Consider the following 17871-nt stretch of genomic DNA (forward strand, 5'->3'; position numbering starts at 1 on the left):
GCCTTCGGCACTGCCTTCCGGCGTGTCCGGGTGGCCTTCTTGGGCGCTTCCGTGGCCTCGGCGACGGCTTCATCATTAACGGCTGGTGTTTGTTCGTTTTCCATATGTGGCAACACTCCTGCCCCTGGCGTACCGCCACATCCGGCACCCATTGGGGCACATATTGTCAAAACCCGCAGGCGTTGACAGAAGTCAAGTGGATACTCCCAGGTTCGCACCGGCAGAGGGGTGCGGCAGCCCGTGGGAGCCGTCGGCTGTGTCCTGAAACCCGTTGTTCTACACGCCACAACCAGGTGCCGACCAATGGAATTGCGGGAAGCCGGATCAGAGAATCCGAAGCCTGCCCTGCTCATCATTGGCGGTCTTGAAACAAGCCACCGGACCGGAGTCCGAATGTGGGTCGGCCTCCAGCCATGTTCATTCTCTCACACCCGGGCTGAAAGGCGGCGGAACCACGGGCAACGGATCGGTACTTGAGTGCGCTGACTGAATGCTGCTTCCAGCCACCGGCGTTACAATCGGGGCAAGGAGCACCCGAAGCAAAGGACGCCACACACCATGCCCAGCATTTCCTCCCACGGCACCGACACGCCGGCTTCCTCTCCTCCTGCGGAGCCGTTAGCCGCCACGCCCGGGAGCGTGCCGCCGATGGCACGCAACCGGCCCTTCGGGTGGCTACTGGTCATCACCGGCGCCATCGGCTGGCTGGCCTCCGGAGCGCTGGTCCTGGAAAAGCTCGCTGTCCTCGAGGATCCGAATCACGTAACGGCCTGCGACGTTAATCCGTGGATCTCCTGCGGCCAGGTTATGCAGACGTGGCAGAGCTCGGCGTTCGGGTTCCCTAACATGTTCATTGGCATCGTGGCGTTCGCCGTCATCATCACAGTGGGCATGGCCCTGCTCTCCGGCGCCACGTTCGCACGCTGGTACTGGGCAGGACTCCAGGCCGGCGTCACGCTCGGCTTCGCGTTTGTGGTGTGGCTCTGGTCCCAGGCCCTCTACGACATCCACATCCTGTGCCCGTTCTGCATGATTGTCTGGGCCGCGATGATCCCGCTCTTCGTCTGGGTAACCATCCGAAACGTCGTCCACGGCATCATCCCCGTCCCGTCAGGTGCAGCACGCGTGCTCGGCGAATCAGGCTGGATCATCACGGCGTTGCTGTACGTGGCAGTCATCGCCAGCATCTTCTTCGCGTTCATCCAGGTGTTTGCCGGAACCTCAGGCTTCTAACGCGGACCCCGCACAAACGCACAAAGGCGCCAACGGACAAGCGCGAACGGACACTTGAGGCCCCGGTTTCCCGGGGCCTCAAGTGTCCGTTCGCGCTGTGGACTCAAATGTCCGTTCGCGCAGTTCGCGGGTGGACTTTAGTCCTGGAACCAGATCTTGATTTCGCGCTCGGCCGAGTCCACGGAGTCGGAGCCGTGGACCAGGTTCTGCTGGACCTTCAGGCCCCAGTCGCGGCCGAAGTCGCCACGGATGGTGCCGGGAGCCGCAGTGGTGGGATCCGTAGTGCCGGCCAGGGACCGGAAGCCTTCAATGACGCGGTGGCCTTCGAAGATCGCGGCCACCACCGGTCCGCTGAGCATGAATTCAACGAGGGGCTCGTAGAACGGCTTGCCCACGTGTTCTTCGTAGTGCTGCTCCAGCAGTTCCCGGCTGGCGTCAACCTTCTTCAGTTCGGCGAGGGTGTAGCCTTTGGCCTCAATGCGGCCCAGGATGGCGCCGCTGAGGTTGCGGGCAACGCCGTCGGGCTTGATCAGTACCAGGGTGCGCTCAATGGTCATAGCTGCTCCAATGCGTAATGGGTGGTTTCCCACCAGTTTACGGCGTTTAAAAAGCACCATGGGACGGGTTGTGACCGTTGACGGTCCCAGCCGAATGCCCCCTTGTCTTCCCGCGCGCAACTAGACACACTGAAAGGTGGCCGCGCAAACAGCCGTCTACGGCCGGATGCGACAGAGAGGACGCCGACAATGGACAACAAGCAGCTTGTAATGAAAGCGGGGAGCGAGCTTTTCATTGACCGCGACTTGGGGGCGGTGGACCGATGGTGGGCAGCGGACTACCGCCAACACAGCGCCATGGCCGCCGACGGACCGGAGGCGTTGCGCAGTCTGGTGGCTGGCCTGCCCGAAGGGTTCCGCTTTGAGCCGGCCAGGATGCTTGCCGACGGTGATCTGGTGGCAGTGCACTGTGTCTACCACGGCTTCGGGCCGGATCCGCTTGTGGCGTTCGACCTGTTCCGTGTCGCGGACGGCCGGATCGCCGAGCACTGGGACGCGCTCCAGCCGGCGGTGGCCAGCACCGCCAGCGGCCGGAGCCAGATCGATGGTCCGGCCGAAGTCACCGCACCGGAACAGACTGAGGCGAGCCGCGCCGTCGTCGTGGGTTTCGTCGAAACGGTCCTTAAGGGCGGGCAAGTCGACCGGATCACGGAGTTCATCAGCACGGAGCAGTACGACCAGCACAACCCTGGCGTCGCTGACGGCCTGGACGGGCTGGGTGCGGCGTTGAAGTCGTGGGGTGAACAGGGCATCACGATGCAGTACGACACCTTGCACCGTTCAGTCGCCGAGGGCGAGTTCGTGCTGACCCAGTCCGAGGGACGGCTGGGCGGCAAACCCACCGCGTTCTACGATCTGTTCCGGGTCGACGGAGGCAAGATCGTCGAGCACTGGGATGTCGTGGCGGACATTCCGGAGTCATTGCCCCACGGCAACGGCCTCTTCTAGTCCGTTTGGCCACCCTCTGCCCCGTGCGACGCGTTCCACTCGGCCTGGTCGCGTTCGCGCTTTGCGGCTTCGGAGTCGATCCGGATGCCGGTACGGATTCCATACCACCAGGCCAGGCCGAACAGCCCGCCCACAAGGAACATCATGGGCTCAACGATGCCCGTCAGGATCAGCACAATCTGCAGGATCCAGCCCAGTCCCACGCCCCAGGGCTTGGATAGCACCGCGCAGGCCAGGATCATCACCACGCTCAGTGCGATGCCGATGCCCAGGATCAGCGCCGGCGGAAACTCGCCGCGCCTGAGTCCAAAGACGGCCAGCGTTGCGAAAAAGACCACAAACGCTTCAAGCAGCAGGACGGTGGAGGCAAACATCACCTTGGTGGACCGGCGCTTCTTGGGCATTCCCGGGCGCCACTCGCGCTGCGCTTTGGTCAGCTTCGCCACGGCTAGGCCTCCGTCTTTCCGAGCAGGATCCGGGCTTCCGCCACCAGGGTGATGGACCCCGTCACCAGCACGCCGCCGGAGAGGTCGTCGCTGGCTTCGGCCCGTTCCACGGCCCATTCGAGGGCGTCGTCGAGCTTCTCAGCAATGTGGATGTTGTCTTCGCCGAAGCCCATTTCCACCGCCAGTTCAGCCAGTTCGGCCGCGGGTACCGCCCGCGGCGAGTTGGACTGGGTGAAGCAGTATTCCTGGGCGATCTCACCCAGGGATTCCTTGAGCTGGCGCAGGATCTCTTCGGCGTCCTTCTCCTTCAGGACTCCCACTACCGGCACCAGCCGGGTGAAGGTGAAGGCCTCCTGGATGGCCTCGGCCGAGACCCGGATGCCGTCCGGGTTGTGGGCCGCGTCAACGATGATGGTGGGCGCCGTCCGGACAACCTCGAGGCGGCCCGGGGACGTGACGGATGCGAATGCTTCCTGCAGCACTTCGGCGTCAAGTTCCTTTTCGCCGCCGAAGAAGGCCTCAAGGGCTGCCACGGCCACTGCCGCGTTCTGGGCCTGGTGCGCGCCGTGCAGCGGCAGCAGCAGTTCCGGGTACCGGCCGGCGATGCCCTGGATGCTCACCACCTGGCCGCCCACGGCGACCGTCCGGGATTCAACGCCGAACTCCACACCTTCAAACCGGAAAGGGACTGCCACTTCCTTGGCCTTTTCGAGCAGCACCTGCGCAGCATCAACGGGCTGCGAGGCACTGATGAGGTAACCGCCGGGCTTGATGATGCCGGCCTTCTCATAGGCAATGTCCTCGGTGGTGTCGCCCAGCAGGTCGGTGTGGTCCAGCGAGATGGGGGTAACCACCGAAACCAGGCCGTCGCCCACGTTGGTGGCATCGGTGATGCCGCCCAGGCCCACCTCGATCACGGCCACGTTGACGGGCTGGTCCGCGAAGATCGCGAAGCCCAGAATGGTCAGGCATTCGAAGTACGTGAGCCGGGGCTCCCCCGCCGCGGTGAGTTCGTCGTCGACGATCTGCAGGTACGGGCGGATCTCGTCCCAGATCCGGACGAACGTTTCGTCGGAGACGGGGTGGCCGTCGATGCTGATCCGCTCGGTGACCTTGGACAGGTGCGGGCTGGTGTAGCGGCCGGTGCTCAGGCCGTGTGCGCGCAGACCGGCCTCAATCATCCGGGCGGTGGAGGTCTTGCCGTTGGTGCCGGTCACATGGATGATCGGGAACGCCTTGTTGGGCTCCCCCAGCACATCCATCGCCCGGAACAGCGGCGCGAGACGCGGCTCCATCTTGTTTTCCGGTGCACGCCCCAGCAGCTCGGCGTAGACACTTTCCACGGAGAATTCGTCAGTCATGGCTCAGGCCCCTGCTTTTTCGACGGTGATGCGTGGTTCGCCTGACTCGGCCGGAACTGTGGCCAGCTCCAGGGTCAGCGTTTCGGTCTTGACTAGCTCGGCGTTGGCCAGTAGGGCATCGAGCACGGCGGGAACGGCCGTAACGGTGGTCCGGATCCGGTCGCTCACATTCAGTGCGGCGTCCTTGCGTGCCTGCTGGATGGCGCGGACCATGTCGCGTGCAGTCCCTTCGGCCTCAAGTTCCGGCGTGACCTCGGTGTTGAGAACCACAAAGCCGCCGCCCGGCAGGACAGCTACTGAAGCGGATCCGCCGTCGGATTCTGCCACCACCGTCTCCAGCGTGTACTCCTGGGATTCCAGCTCCAAGCCTCCGGCGATGACCGCTCCGGCGTCGGAAACCGACCAGTCGCCGGACTTGGCGCCCTTGATGGCCTGCTGGACGTTCTTGCCCAGGCGCGGTCCCGCGGCGCGTGCGTTGACCACAAGCTTCTGCTCGATGCCGAACTCCTCCGGGGAGGCGCTCTCGGCGTCCAGCAGGCGCACGGAGCGCAGGTTCAGTTCATCGGCGACGACGGCGGCGAAGCCTCCCAGCGCATCCGCGCCGGGTGCCACAACGGTCAGTTCCTGCAGCGGCAGCCGCACGCGCAGGTTGGCGGCCTTCCGCAGCGAGGATCCGGTGGAGCAGATCTGCTGCACGCGGTCCATCGCTTCCACCAGCGACGCGTCGGCCGGGAACAGGTCCGCGTCCGGCCAGTCGGCCAGGTGCACGGAGCGTCCGCCGGTGAGGCCGCGCCAGATCTCCTCGGAGACCAACGGCAGCAGCGACGCGGCCACGCGGGACACGGTCTCCAGCGCGGTGTACAGCGCGTCGAACGCATCAGCGCTCTCGTCAAAGAAGCGCTGGCGGCTGCGGCGGACGTACCAGTTCGTGAGCATGTCCAGGTAGCTGCGCAGTTCATCGCACGCACCGGAGATGTCGTAGCTGTCCAGCTGGGCGGTCATGTTGCGGACCAGGTCACCGGTGTTGGCCAGCAGGTACTGGTCCAGGGTGTCGGCGTACCCGTCGTACCGGAGCTTCGCGTCGTAACCCTTCGCTTGCCCTCCAACTACGTTGGAAGCGTTCGTGTACAGCGTGAAGAAGCTGTACACGTTCCATAGCGGCAGGATGACCTGGCGGACGCCGTCGCGGATTCCCTGTTCGGTGACCACCAGGTTGCCGCCGCGCAGGATGGGGCTGGACATCAGGAACCAGCGCATGGCGTCGGAGCCGTCACGGTCCAGGACCTCGGAGACATCCGGGTAGTTGCGCAGGCTCTTGGACATCTTCTGCCCGTCCGAGCCCAGCACAATGCCGTGGCTGATGACATTCCGGAACGCCGGACGGTCAAACAGCGCCGTGGAGAGGATGTGCAGCATGTAGAACCAGCCACGGGTCTGGCCGATGTACTCCACGATGAAGTCCGCGGGGTTGTGCGTGTCGAACCAGGCTTCGTTCTGGAACGGGTAATGCACCTGGCCGTAGGGCATGGAGCCGGAGTCGAACCAGACGTCCAGGACGTCCTCGACGCGGCGCATCACGGACTGGCCCTCTGCGGGGGTCCGGGGATCGTCCGGGTTGGGACGGGTCAGTTCGTCGATGAACGGGCGGTGCAGGTCAACCTCGCCAGCCTTGTTCAGCGGCAGGCGGCCGAAATCGGCCTCGATCTCGGCCAGGGAGCCGTAGACGTCGGTGCGCGGGAATTCCGGGTCGCTGGACTGCCACACCGGGATGGGGCTGCCCCAGTAGCGGTTGCGGCTGATGGACCAGTCGCGGGCGTTGGCGAGCCACTTGCCGAACTGGCCGTCCTTGACGTTGCCGGGGATCCAGTTGATGTCCTGGTTCAGTTCGGACATGCGGTCCTTGAACTTGGTGACCTCGACGTACCAGGAGGACACCGCGCGGTAGATCAGGGGGTTGCGGCAGCGCCAGCAGTGCGGGTAGCTGTGCTCGTAGCTGGCCTGGCGGACCAGCCGGCCCTGGGCGCGCAGCACCTGGGTGATGGGCTTGTTCGCCTCGAAGACCTGGAGGCCCGCGATGTCATGCAGGTCGCCGTGCTTGAACAGGGGAAGGAATTTGGCACCTTCGTCCACGGACAGGACCACCGGGATGCCGGCCTCTTCACAGACCTTCTGGTCGTCTTCACCATAAGCGGGCGCCTGGTGGACGATGCCAGTGCCGTCGGTGGTGGTGACGTAGTCGGCCACGAGGAAGCGCCAGGCGTTCTGCGTCCCGTACTTTTCGTCGTCGCTGAAGTCGTTCCACAGCGGCTGGTACGCCAGGCCCTCAAGGTCGGCGCCGGTGTGGGTTGACGTCACGGCAGCCTCGGCGGAGTCCGCGTCCTCATAGCCCAAGTCCTTGGCGTACGCGGCCAGCAGGTCCGCGGCCAGGAGGAAACTGCCGGAGACGGGCGCGTCCGGCGAAGCGGCCTTGACGCCGTTAGGTCCGGCGGGGAGCACGGCGTAGGTGATGGAAGGCCCGACGGCGAGCGCCAGGTTGGTGGGCAGCGTCCAGGGCGTGGTGGTCCAGGCGAGCGCCTGGACGCCGGCGAGCTGCTTGGACAGCGCCGACTCCCCTGCCGTGATCGGGAACGTCACCGTGACAGTCTGGTCCTGGCGGTTCTTGTAGACGTCGTCGTCCATGCGGAGCTCATGGTTGGACAGCGGCGTCTCGTCCTTCCAGCAATACGGCAGCACACGGTAGCCGTTGTACGTCAGGCCTTTTTCGTGCAGCTGCTTGAACGCCCACAGGACCGATTCCATGTATTCGACGTTGAGCGTCTTGTAATCGTTGTCGAAGTCCACCCAGCGGGCCTGGCGGGTGACGTAGCTCTTCCACTCATCGGCGTACTTCATCACGGAGGCACGGCAGGCGTCGTTGAACTTATCGATGCCCATGGCCTCGATCTGGGTCTTGTCCGTCATGCCCAGTTGCTTCATGGCTTCCAGTTCAGCCGGCAGTCCGTGGGTGTCCCAGCCGAAGCGGCGTTCAACGCGGCGGCCGCGCTGTGTCTGGTAGCGGCCCACGAGGTCCTTGGCGTACCCGGTCAGGAGGTGGCCGTAGTGCGGCAGGCCGTTGGCGAAGGGAGGGCCGTCGTAGAAGACGAATTCGTTGCTGCCGGGCTGCCCGCCGGGGGCGTCGGCGCTTCGCTGGTCGATGCTGGCCTGGAAAGTGCCGTCCTGGTCCCAGTACTTCAGGATGCGCTCTTCGATCTCCGGGAACTTCACGGAGGCGGAGACACCGGCGGCAGCGCCGCTCGAAACTGCAGCCGAAGGGGAAGCTGAGGCTTTGGGGTAATACGTCATTCTCGACATCCTGGGTTGAGCTGGTGAACCACTCAGCCGTTGCTGGATGGTTCCGTTCAGGATGCGAGGACGGCTCGTATGCTGTCCTGGGACTGCACGCTTACCGCGGTACCACCTCACTTACCGGCACTCCACCATGCTCCGGGGGAAGCTTGTTGGTGCGCCGGCCGCTCATTACTGCTGTGACGGGCTTACCCGTCCGGTTCTACCGGCCCTGGCGCGTGCTGATCCTTGCGCCGGGGCGTTCTTCCGGAAGCTCACCGGTGATGGCCGGGTCAAAGCTGATACGACGATGTTACCGGAGAAGTCACTGCGTTTCACTGCACGCTGCCTTGAAAGCACAGCGCGGTCCGCCGTGCAGCGAAACGCAGTGACGGTGGCTGGGCGCCCGGGCCGGTACTAGAAGCCGCGGGGCAGTTTCATCCCGGCAGCAGCCATGACATCGCGGAGCCGGTCCGGGTAGTCGGTAATGATCCCGTCAACGCCGGTGTCGATCAGCGCCCGCATGGTGGGCTGGTCATCGACGGTCCAAGGGATGACCTGCATCCCGGCAGCGTGCGCACGTTCCACCATGTCCGCGGTGACGTAGGGGACGTAGCCCGGATCGGTCACTTTGCCGTTCTGCGGGGTGCCGTGCACGGGAGAGACGGCGTCAAAGCCGAGGGAGGACGCTGCAGCGATGAGGTCGCCGCCAAAGTCGTCGGCGTCAATCCCGCCAAGCCACGGCGAGCTGCCCGGCTGCCCGGCCTGGAGGAAGTCCTTGTTGGTCAGGGCCACGGTGCGGATCTGCGGGTCGCGCTGCTGGACGAGGCGCAGGGAGCCCCAGTCGAAGCTCTGGATGGAGACGCGGCTCTGCATCTGGGCGGCGTTGATTTCCCGGAGGGCGACGTCGATGAACTGCTCGCGGGGGGCGGTTTCCGCAGGAGCGCCGGCCTCGACCTTCGTTTCAATGTTGAACTTCACCTGGCTGGCGCGGTGGGCGTCGGCGAGCTCAAAAACCTCGGCCAGAGTCGGCATCTTGGCGCCGGGAGACGCAGTCTGGCCCGGGAACTGCGGCTGGGTGAGCGAACCGCAGTCCAGGCTTCGGACCTGTTCGAAGGTCAGGTCCTTGACGTACTTGCCCACATAGGGGAACTGCGGATCATTCGGCGTGACCGGCGCGGTATCCAGGCACTTCTTGTTGCTGATCTTGCGGTCGTGCGTGATGACTTCGCGGCCGTCCTTGGTGATCTGGAGGTCAAGTTCCAGGGTGGACACGCCGGTCTCGAGGCCCTTGGCGAAAGACGCCAGGGTGGATTCGACGGTCAGGCCGAGTCCGCCGCGGTGGGCCTGTAGATCAAAATGGTTGTCCGTGCCGTTGGGGTTCGTGTCAGCGGCTTGGGCCTGGACCGAAGTCGTGAGGAGCAGGGCTGCGCTGAGTACGGCAGCGCCAAGCTTCATCGGGGTGCGCATAGGAAGGAATCTCCACTCTGGTGGTGTGCAGTTTGCGCCTGCCACAGTGCCGTCCTGCGGCCAACGCCAGGCCACAGCGGGCCGGCCGGAGTGAGACTGGACGGTAAACGTTGGGCTCCATCGCAAAGCCGATCCAATCAACGGGCGACGCCAGGGCGGCGACTCTTTAGACTCGTGCCATGACAGTCTCCCGGGCGATTTGTTCCGGTCCCTGATGGGCCATCGTGCACACCACGGCTGGCTGTGGTCTGCTGGCCTGGTTGCGGCACCTGTTGTGGTGGTGTCCTGGTTCCGCGCCGTCCCGGCGCCGTGGCCGCCGCTTGTGGTACAGGTAGTGGCTTTTACGCCGTGGCTGGCATTCCTCGCCGCGGCCGCGGTGTTGCTGGCACTGCCCAGCCGGCGTGCCTGGGCTATCCTGCCAGCGGCAATCCTGCTGATCGCACAGCTTATCTGGTTGTTCCCGCCGGAAGTGTTCCTGGCCCGGCAGGGAGGGCACCCCCAGGTCCGGGGGCCGGATGCTCCGGCCCCGGCGAAGCTGACTGTCATGAACCTCAATGCCCGGCTCGGAGGTGCTGATAGCGCCGCCATCGTCCGGCTGGTCCGGGACCACCATGTTGACCTGCTGACCGTCCAGGAGCACAGCCTGGAGTTGGAGAAGCGGCTGGCGCGGGCGGACCTGGGCAGCGTGCTTCCCCACCGTGTGTCCCATCCCCGGAACGGAGCGGCCGGCAGCGCCGTCTACTCGTCATTCCGGCTCAAGGAGGTGGGACTGGTCCCTGACACAGCGTTCAGCATGCCCGTTGTCCGGCTTGAGACCGGTGACCCGGGCGCCGGCGCCGGCCTGACGGTCATCAATGTGCACACGCACTCGCCCGTGGACATTGCCGTTCATCAATGGCGAAGCGACCTTACTGCTGTGGCCCGGGCAGCCAGCGGAGCCGGTCCTACGCTTCTGGCGGGCGATTTCAACGCGACATATGACCACTGGGAATTCCGCGCGATGCTGGAGGGGGCCGGCGGCGGCCGGAAACTGGTGGATGTTGCAACCGCGTTGGGCAGCCGGCTCATCCCCACCTGGCCGATGCGGGATTACAGCCTTCCCGGCGTGACTCTGGACCATTTGGTGACCAGCCCGGACGTTTCAAGTTCGGGCTACTCGGTCCACCCGGTCAAAGGTACCGACCACGCTGCAGTGATCGCCACCCTGGAGATCCAGCTTCCCTAACGCTTGCGGATCAGCTTGTGGGTGGCCGCCTGCGCAACGGGCCGGATCACGATCTGGTCCAGGTTGACATGGTGCGGCGCGCTGACGGCGTAGCGCACCACGTCGGCGACGTCGGCTGCGGTCAGGGGCTTCTCCACGCCCTCGTAAACCTTCTCCGCGGCGTCCTGGTCACCAAAGCGGTTGAGCGCGAACTCTTCGGTGCGGACAAGGCCCGGGGCTACCTCGATGACTCGAATGTTGTGTTCCGCCTCTTCCAGCCGGAGGGCACCGGTCAGTGCGTGCTGGGCAAACTTGGCGGCGTTGTAGCCGCCGCCGCCCTCGTAGGCCACCAGTCCGGCGGTCGACGTCAGGTTCAGGACAGTTCCTTCGCCGGTGGCACGGAGCATCGGCAGGAACGCCCGGGTGAGCTTCACGGTGCCGAGGACGTTGACCCGGAACATCCACTCCCAGTCCTCGGTGTTGGCCTCGCCCACCAGGTCAGCACCCCGGGCCCCGCCGGCGATGTTGATGAGCGTCCCCACGCCGCCGGCTTCGGTGACGCGGGCAAGGAGCCGGGCGACGTCGTCGTCCTCGGTGATGTCAGCGGGAATTCCGACGGCGCCTGTTTCAGCTTCCAGCGCGGCCAGCCGTTCGGCGCGGCGTGCCACAGCGAATACCGTCCAGCCTTCCGCCCGCAATGCCCGCACGGTTGCCTCGCCGATGCCGGTGCTGGCGCCGGTTACTACTGCTGCCTTGTTCAGTGAATCTTCAGTCATGGCACCACCCTAACGGCCCCGGCCGGTGGCATGCTTGGAGCGATGTCGCCGGATGAAGTCCCGGCCATGAAACAATTGCCAGATGGCTGAAGACACTCAGGGTACAGACACGCCCTCCACCGCCCCTATCAACGTTCCGGACAAGCCCGCCCTTGAGGGGCTCGAAGCTGCCCTCACGCAGCGCTGGCTTGCCGAAGGGACCTACAAGTTCAACCCGGACACCACCCGGGAGCAGGTCTACTCGATCGACACTCCCCCACCCACGGCGTCCGGCTCCCTGCACGTGGGGCACATGTTCTCCTTCACGCAGACGGACGTGCTGGCCCGCTACCAGCGCATGATCGGCAAGAACGTGTTCTACCCGATGGGTTGGGATGACAACGGCCTGCCCACCGAGCGCCGCGTCCAGAACTACTACGGCGTGCGCTGCGATCCGGCCATCCCGTACGACGCCGGCTACCGCGCTCCGGCCGAGCCCGCCAAGAACCAGCGCGATTTCGACGTCGTCTCGCGCCGGAACTTCATCGAGCTGTGTGAAGAACTTGCCGTGGAGGATGAGAAGGTCTTCGAAAGCCTGTTCCAGCAGCTCGGTCTTTCCGTGGACTGGCAGCTGACGTACCGGACCATCGACGACGCCTCGCGCGAAGTCTCCCAGCGCGCCTTCCTGGCCAACCTCGCAGCCGGCGACGCGTACATGGCCGAAGCGCCAACCCTCTGGGACATCACCTTCCGCACGGCCGTGGCCCAGGCGGAACTCGAAGACCGCGAAGTTGCCGGCGCGTACTACCGCTACCCGTTCTTCACCGAAGACGGCGAAAAGATCTATGTCGAGACCACCCGTCCCGAACTGCTGGCAGCCTGCGCCGCCCTCGTTGCAAACCCCGACGACGAGCGGTACCAGCCGCTGTTCGGCAAGATGGTCACGTCCCCGGTCTTCGGTGTTGAGGTTGAGGTCAAGGCCCACGCGCTGGCCAAGGCGGACAAGGGCTCCGGCATCGCCATGGTGTGCACGTTCGGTGACCTCACCGACGTCACCTGGTGGCGGGAACTCCAGCTGCCCACCCGTGCCATCGTTGGCCGGGACGGCCGCATCGTCGGCGAAACCCCGGACTGGATCACCACCGATGCAGGGCGCACCGCGTACGAAGCCATTGCCGGCAAGACCGTCTTCAGCGCCAAGGAAACAGTGGTGGAGCTCCTGGCCGCCGAAGATCTGATCGACGGCGAACCGAAGAAGATCATGCACCCGGTGAACTTCTACGAAAAGGGCGACAAGCCCCTCGAGGTTGTCACCTCACGCCAGTGGTACTACCGCAACGGCGGCCGCGACGAAGAGCGCCGCGCCCGCCTGATCGCGCGCGGCCACGAGATCGACTTCCACCCGGCCTTTATGCGGTCCCGCTTCGAGAACTGGATCTCCGGGCTGAACGGCGACTGGCTCGTGTCCCGCCAGCGCTTCTTCGGTGTGCCCATTCCCGTCTGGTACCCGCTGGACGCCGAGGGCAACCCGCAGTACGACGCCCCGATCGTGCCCCTGGACGGGCAGCTGCCGGTCGACCCCGCGGCCGATGCCGCACCCGGTTACGACGAAGCCCAGCGCGGCGTTCCCGGTGGCTTCGCCGGCGACGCCGACATCCTGGATACGTGGGCCACGTCTTCCCTGACGCCGCAGATTGTGGGCGGCTGGAGCCGGGACGAGGACCTCTTCGCCAAGGTCTTCCCGTTTGACCTGCGCCCCCAGGGCCACGACATCATCCGCACCTGGCTGTTCTCCTCGGTTGTCCAGGCGGATGCGCTGCAGCACGCCGCGCCGTGGAAGCATGCCGCCATCTCCGGCTGGATCCTGGACCCGGACCGGAAGAAGATGTCCAAGTCCAAGGGCAACGTGGTGGTTCCCACCGATGTGCTGGACGAATTCGGCTCCGACGCCGTCCGCTACTGGGCCACCTCCGCCAAGCTCGGCGCGGATACGGCGTACGAGATCGCGCAGATGAAGATCGGCCGCCGCCTTGCCATCAAGCTGCTGAACGCCTCAAAGTTCGTCCTGAACCTGGGGGCGACGGAGAATTCCGTGGTCTCCACCGATCTCTCGGTGCTGACCAACCCGTTGGACCGCGCGGTGCTGGCCCAGCTGGCCGATGTGGTGCGCCAGTCCACCAAGGCGTTCGAGAACTACGATTACGCCCGGGCCCTGCAGATCACCGAGAGCTTCTTCTGGCAGTTCACGGACGATTACGTGGAGCTCATCAAGGACCGCGCCTACGGTGCGGCCGGCGACGCTGAGCAGGCCTCCGTGCTGGCAGCTCTCGCCACCAGCCTGGACACGCTGCTGCGCCTGTTCGCCCCGTTCCTGCCCTTCGCCACCGAAGAGGTCTGGGGCTGGTGGCGCAACGGCTCCGTACACCGTGCACAGTGGCCCACCGCAGTGGACGTGGACGGCGACACCACCCTGCTTGCCACCGTTGGCACGGCCCTGAGCGGTGTCCGCAAGGCAAAGTCCGAGGCCAAGGTCAAGCAGCGCACCGAGGTCCTCTCCGCCACCATCACGGCGTCGGAATCCCTGACCACGCAGCTGAAGGCCGGACTGGGCGACCTGAAGGCAGCCTCGAACGCCCGCGAACTGACCCTCGTGGCAGGCGACGGCGAACTGACCGTCAGCGATGTCGTGCTGGCCGCTCCGGAGGATCAGCCCAAGGCCTGACCTGTTTTTTGGGCAAAGGGGAAGCCCCATCAGCGTTTTGCCGTTGGTGGGGCTTCGACTTTTCGGCCATCCTGGTGACGTCTTTGATGGTCTGGCAGGATCCTTGGATCTTCAGGTCTTCCTACCTCGTCACTGGTAGCTTGTATCTGACTTTGCCGATGGCTGCGTCGGATACATATCACTGAATCTTTGGTTCCTGCGTCCCGCTTCTTTCGAAGTGGGTAAGAACTATTGTTGTCCCGACGGTTTGGATGCGCAAGAGCCCCGGACGAACTACATCAGAGTAGTTTGTCCGGGGCTCTCTGCTGTTTGCGTCAGTTGAATTCGGGACGTTCGCTGCGGCTGCGCTTAATCTCGAAGAAGTGCGGGTACGAGGCGAGTGTGACGGTGGCATCCCACAGCTGGCCCGCCTGCTCGCCGCGCGGGATGCGGGTCAGCACGGGGCCGAAGAAAGCAGTTCCGTTGAAGGCAACAACCGGCGTGCCGACGTCCTGCCCCACCAGCGAGATGCCCTCCTCGTGGCTGGCCCTCAGCTGGGTGTCAAAGGCGCCCGTGGCAGCAACCTCTGCCAGGCCGGCCGGGAGTCCGCACTCCGCCAGTGCCTTGCTGATGACAACGCCGTAGTCCTTCTCCCCGCCAAGGTGGATCAGTGTGCCCATGGCGTCGTAGAGCGGCTTCACCACGTGGTCGCCGTGCTGCTCCTGGGCCGCGATGATGACCCGGACCGGGCCCCACGCCTTGTCCATGAGCTCCCGGTAGCCGGCGTCGAGTTCGCGCCCCTCGTTGAGGACGGCCAGGCTCATCACATGCCACACGGTTTTGATGTCGCGGACAGCCTCAACCTCGCCGATCCAGCGTGAGGTGATCCAGGCGAAAGGGCACAGCGGATCAAACCAGAAGTCGGCCTGGTTGATGGTTGTTTCAGTCATGCGTGAGTCCTCTGTTCCTGGGCATGCGGGGGTGGAAGGCGGAAGTGTCAGGCGGGGTGGCGGACGTGTCAGGCGGACTTGCGTCGCTTGGTCACGTGCGGAATGAGGGTTGGCTCGGCCTTGCTGAGGACAACGTCGGCGGTGATGACCACGCTGGCCACGTCTTCGCGGCTGGGGAGGTCGAACATGACCGGGAGCAGCACTTCCTCCATGATGGCGCGCAGGCCACGGGCACCGGTGCCACGCTCCAGGGCCTGGTCGGCGATGGCATTGAGGGCGTCGTCATCGAAGACGAGTTCCACGCCGTCGATCTGGAACATCTTCTGGTACTGCTTGACCAGCGCGTTCTTCGGCGTGGAGAGGATCTGGATGAGGGCGTCGCGGTCCAGGCTGGAGACCGTGGTGATGACGGGGAGGCGGCCGATGAATTCCGGGATCAGACCGAACTTCAGGAGGTCCTCCGGCATAACTTCACCGTAGGAGTCCACCTTGTTGCTGGCATCGTTGAGTGGGGCGCCGAAGCCAATGCCTTTGCGTCCGGAACGCGAACCGATGATCTCTTCCAGCCCGGCAAAGGCGCCCGCCACGATAAACAGCACATTGGTGGTGTCGATCTGGATGAATTCCTGGTGGGGGTGTTTGCGTCCGCCCTGGGGCGGAACGGAGGCTACGGTTCCTTCGAGGATCTTCAGGAGGGCCTGCTGGACGCCCTCGCCGGAGACGTCCCGGGTGATGGAGGGATTCTCGCTCTTGCGCGAAATCTTGTCGATTTCGTCGATGTAGATGATGCCCTGTTCGGCCTTTTTGACGTCGTAATCCGCTGACTGGATGAGCTTGAGGAGGATGTTCTCCACATCCTCACCCACATAGCCGGCTTCCGTGAGTGCCGTGGCGTCGGCAACAGCAAACGGAACATTCAACCGCCGCGCCAGTGTCTGGGCCAGGTAGGTTTTGCCGCAGCCGGTGGGGCCGATCAGGAGGATGTTGGACTTGGCGATCTCGACGTCGTCGTGGTGGCCCCCCTCGGCGAGGCTGCCGCTCTTGGGGGCGTGGCCGGCCTGGATCCGCTTGTAGTGGTTGTAAACGGCGACGGCGAGGGAACGCTTGGCAGGTTCCTGGCCGATGACGTATTCCTGCAGGAAGTCGAAGATCTCGCGGGGCTTGGGCAGCTCGAAGCTTCCCAGATCGGCGACTTCCGCGAGCTCTTCCTCAATGATCTCGTTGCAGAGCTCAATGCATTCGTCGCAGATGTAGACACCGGGCCCGGCAATGAGCTTGCGTACCTGCTTCTGGCTCTTTCCGCAGAAAGAACACTTCAGCAGATCCGTGCTCTCGCCAATCCGAGCCATATGTGAACCCCTTTAGTATCTTGCTGCCAGGCAGCTGTGCACCGTTGCTGGAATCGTGGCGGGCCTGGGAGGACCGGCCGTGACATCTTCCACTCTAGGTCACAATTGCGTCCAAGGGTGGAAAGCGAAGGCCGGTGCGGCCACATTATGTGGGACGCACCGGCCGCCGAAGAGCCGTACTACCTGGTAATTGCCTGCGGCTTGATCTTGCGGGAATCAAGGACCTGGTCGATGAGTCCGTAATCCAGGGCGTCGGCCGCGGTCAGGATCTTGTCGCGCTCGATGTCGTTGTTGACCTGCTCTGAGGTCCGGCCCGAGTGGTGGGCCAGCGTGTCCTCGAGCCAGGAACGCATCCGCATGACTTCGGCCGCCTGGATCTCAAGGTCCGAGGCCTGGCCGCCCTGGCCGCCGGACAGTGCCGGCTGGTGGATCAGGACACGGGCGTTGGGCAACGCCAAACGCTTGCCGGGGGTGCCTGCAGCGAGCAGGACCGCGGCTGCGCTGGCTGCCTGGCCCAGGCAGACGGTCTGGATCTCGGGCCGGATGTACTGCATGGTGTCGTAGATCGCCGTCATGGCGGTGAACGAGCCACCCGGTGAGTTGATGTACAGCGTGATGTCGCGGTCCGGGTCCGTGGACTCAAGGACCAGCAGCTGGGCCATGACGTCATCAGCGGAGGCGTCATCCACCTGGACGCCGAGGAAGATGATGCGGTCCTCGAACAGCTTGGTGTAGGGGTCCTGGCGCTTGAAGCCGTAAGGCGTGCGCTCTTCGAACTGGGGAAGGACGTAGCGGCTGGTCGGAAGGTTACCGGCAGTCGATCCGAAGTTGTAAGTCATTTTTGTTGCTCCTGATCTAAGTGTTCTAAGTGCCGGGTTACTTCTCGGACGCTGACTCGCCGGAGGTGCCGTTGGCGGTGCCGCCGCCGCCGGAGACGGAACCGGCGTGGGCCGCAATCTTGTCGAAGAAGCCGTATTCGAGGGCTTCAGGCGCGGTGAACCACTTGTCGCGGTCGTTGTCCTTGAGGATGGTTTCCACGGACTGGCCGGTCTGGTCCGCGGTCAATTCGGCCATGACCTTCTTCATGTGCAGGATCAGCTCGGCCTGGATCTTAATGTCCGAGGCCGTGCCGCCGATGCCGCCGGAGGGCTGGTGCATCAGGACGCGGGCGTTGGGGGTGGCGTAGCGCTTGCCCTTGGTGCCGGAGGAGAGCAGGAACTGGCCCATGGAGGCTGCCAGGCCGGTGGCGACGGTGACGACGTCGTTCGGAATGAACTGCATGGTGTCATAGATGGCCATGCCCGCGGTCACGGAGCCGCCGGGAGAGTTGATGTAAAGGTAGATGTCCTTTTCCGGGTTCTCGGCGGACAGGAGCAGCAGCTGCGAGCAGATGGCGTTGGCGTTGTCGTCACGCACCTCGGAGCCCAGCCAGATGATGCGCTCCTTCAGGAGGCGGTTGTAGATGTAGTTGTCCTGGGCGGCCGGATCTACAGTCGCCATCCGGGGGGCCTCTGCGTGCTGTGACATGTGTACTTACCTCTCGCTGGTGACGGTGACATCACTGAACTTCACT

At 64.6% G+C, this 17871-nt stretch carries 14 protein-coding genes; 4 read left to right on the forward strand and 10 right to left on the reverse strand.

Going from position 1 to position 17871, the window contains the following annotated elements:
• Nucleotides 1-558: 558 nt before the first annotated feature.
• The gene (locus V6M49_RS12575) at nt 559-1233 is read left to right on the forward strand and encodes a vitamin K epoxide reductase family protein (protein WP_332761297.1); all 675 of its coding nucleotides are present in this window, start codon (nt 559-561) and stop codon (nt 1231-1233) included.
• A 137-nt stretch (nt 1234-1370) separates the two neighbouring features.
• Here V6M49_RS12575 and ndk read toward each other — a convergent pair whose 3' ends face one another.
• On the reverse strand, nt 1371-1790 hold the full coding sequence (ndk, locus tag V6M49_RS12580; RefSeq protein WP_058932211.1) for a nucleoside-diphosphate kinase: 420 nt from the start codon (nt 1788-1790) through the stop codon (nt 1371-1373).
• A 189-nt stretch (nt 1791-1979) separates the two neighbouring features.
• Between ndk and V6M49_RS12585 the strand changes: the two genes are divergently transcribed.
• The gene (locus V6M49_RS12585) at nt 1980-2738 is read left to right on the forward strand and encodes a nuclear transport factor 2 family protein (protein WP_332761298.1); all 759 of its coding nucleotides are present in this window, start codon (nt 1980-1982) and stop codon (nt 2736-2738) included.
• On the opposite strand, the gene V6M49_RS12590 is transcribed toward V6M49_RS12585, so the two are convergent.
• The 4 genes from V6M49_RS12590 to V6M49_RS12605 form a co-directional block, all read right to left on the reverse strand.
• Nucleotides 2735-3184 carry a DUF4233 domain-containing protein gene (locus V6M49_RS12590; protein WP_332761299.1) on the reverse strand — a complete coding sequence of 150 codons (450 nt, stop codon included), beginning with the start codon at nt 3182-3184 and terminating at the stop codon, nt 2735-2737. The two genes, V6M49_RS12585 and V6M49_RS12590, sit on opposite strands and share 4 nt — an antisense overlap.
• 2 nt (nt 3185-3186) lie before the next feature.
• Nucleotides 3187-4545, reverse strand: coding sequence for a bifunctional folylpolyglutamate synthase/dihydrofolate synthase (locus V6M49_RS12595; RefSeq protein WP_332761300.1), 1359 nt, complete (start codon nt 4543-4545; stop codon nt 3187-3189).
• A 3-nt stretch (nt 4546-4548) separates the two neighbouring features.
• The gene (gene ileS / locus V6M49_RS12600; RefSeq protein WP_332761301.1) at nt 4549-7887 is read right to left on the reverse strand and encodes an isoleucine--tRNA ligase; all 3339 of its coding nucleotides are present in this window, start codon (nt 7885-7887) and stop codon (nt 4549-4551) included.
• A 399-nt stretch (nt 7888-8286) separates the two neighbouring features.
• Complete coding sequence (locus V6M49_RS12605; RefSeq protein ID WP_083510487.1) at nt 8287-9339, reverse strand: glycerophosphodiester phosphodiesterase; 1053 nt, start codon at nt 9337-9339, stop codon at nt 8287-8289.
• A gap of 214 nt (nt 9340-9553) precedes the next feature.
• Here V6M49_RS12605 and V6M49_RS12610 point away from each other — a divergent pair, with 214 nt between their 5' ends.
• Nucleotides 9554-10564, forward strand: coding sequence for an endonuclease/exonuclease/phosphatase family protein (locus V6M49_RS12610; RefSeq protein ID WP_332761302.1), 1011 nt, complete (start codon nt 9554-9556; stop codon nt 10562-10564).
• Here the strand turns inward: V6M49_RS12610 and V6M49_RS12615 are convergent.
• Nucleotides 10561-11319, reverse strand: a complete 759-nt coding sequence (locus V6M49_RS12615; RefSeq protein ID WP_141140833.1) for an SDR family oxidoreductase — start codon at nt 11317-11319, stop codon at nt 10561-10563. The genes V6M49_RS12610 and V6M49_RS12615 overlap by 4 nt on opposite strands.
• 82 nt (nt 11320-11401) lie before the next feature.
• Between V6M49_RS12615 and valS the strand changes: the two genes are divergently transcribed.
• The gene (gene valS, locus V6M49_RS12620) at nt 11402-14020 is read left to right on the forward strand and encodes a valine--tRNA ligase (protein WP_332761303.1); all 2619 of its coding nucleotides are present in this window, start codon (nt 11402-11404) and stop codon (nt 14018-14020) included.
• Between the two features lie 314 nt (nt 14021-14334).
• Here valS and V6M49_RS12625 read toward each other — a convergent pair whose 3' ends face one another.
• The 4 genes from V6M49_RS12625 to V6M49_RS12640 form a co-directional block, all read right to left on the reverse strand.
• A complete protein-coding gene (locus tag V6M49_RS12625) occupies nt 14335-14949 on the reverse strand; it encodes a mycothiol-dependent nitroreductase Rv2466c family protein (protein ID WP_332761304.1) in 615 nt (204 codons plus the stop codon).
• 68 nt (nt 14950-15017) lie between these two features.
• Entirely contained in the window at nt 15018-16298 is a 1281-nt protein-coding gene (gene clpX / locus V6M49_RS12630) for an ATP-dependent Clp protease ATP-binding subunit ClpX (protein WP_056340575.1), read from the reverse strand.
• 179 nt (nt 16299-16477) lie between these two features.
• Complete coding sequence (locus V6M49_RS12635; protein WP_141140836.1) at nt 16478-17137, reverse strand: ATP-dependent Clp protease proteolytic subunit; 660 nt, start codon at nt 17135-17137, stop codon at nt 16478-16480.
• A gap of 37 nt (nt 17138-17174) precedes the next feature.
• On the reverse strand, nt 17175-17798 hold the full coding sequence (locus tag V6M49_RS12640) for an ATP-dependent Clp protease proteolytic subunit (protein WP_056340581.1): 624 nt from the start codon (nt 17796-17798) through the stop codon (nt 17175-17177).
• Between the last annotated feature and the right edge of the window lie 73 nt (nt 17799-17871).

Source organism: Pseudarthrobacter sp. (genome assembly GCF_036675385.1).
Taxonomy (GTDB): domain Bacteria; phylum Actinomycetota; class Actinomycetes; order Actinomycetales; family Micrococcaceae; genus Arthrobacter.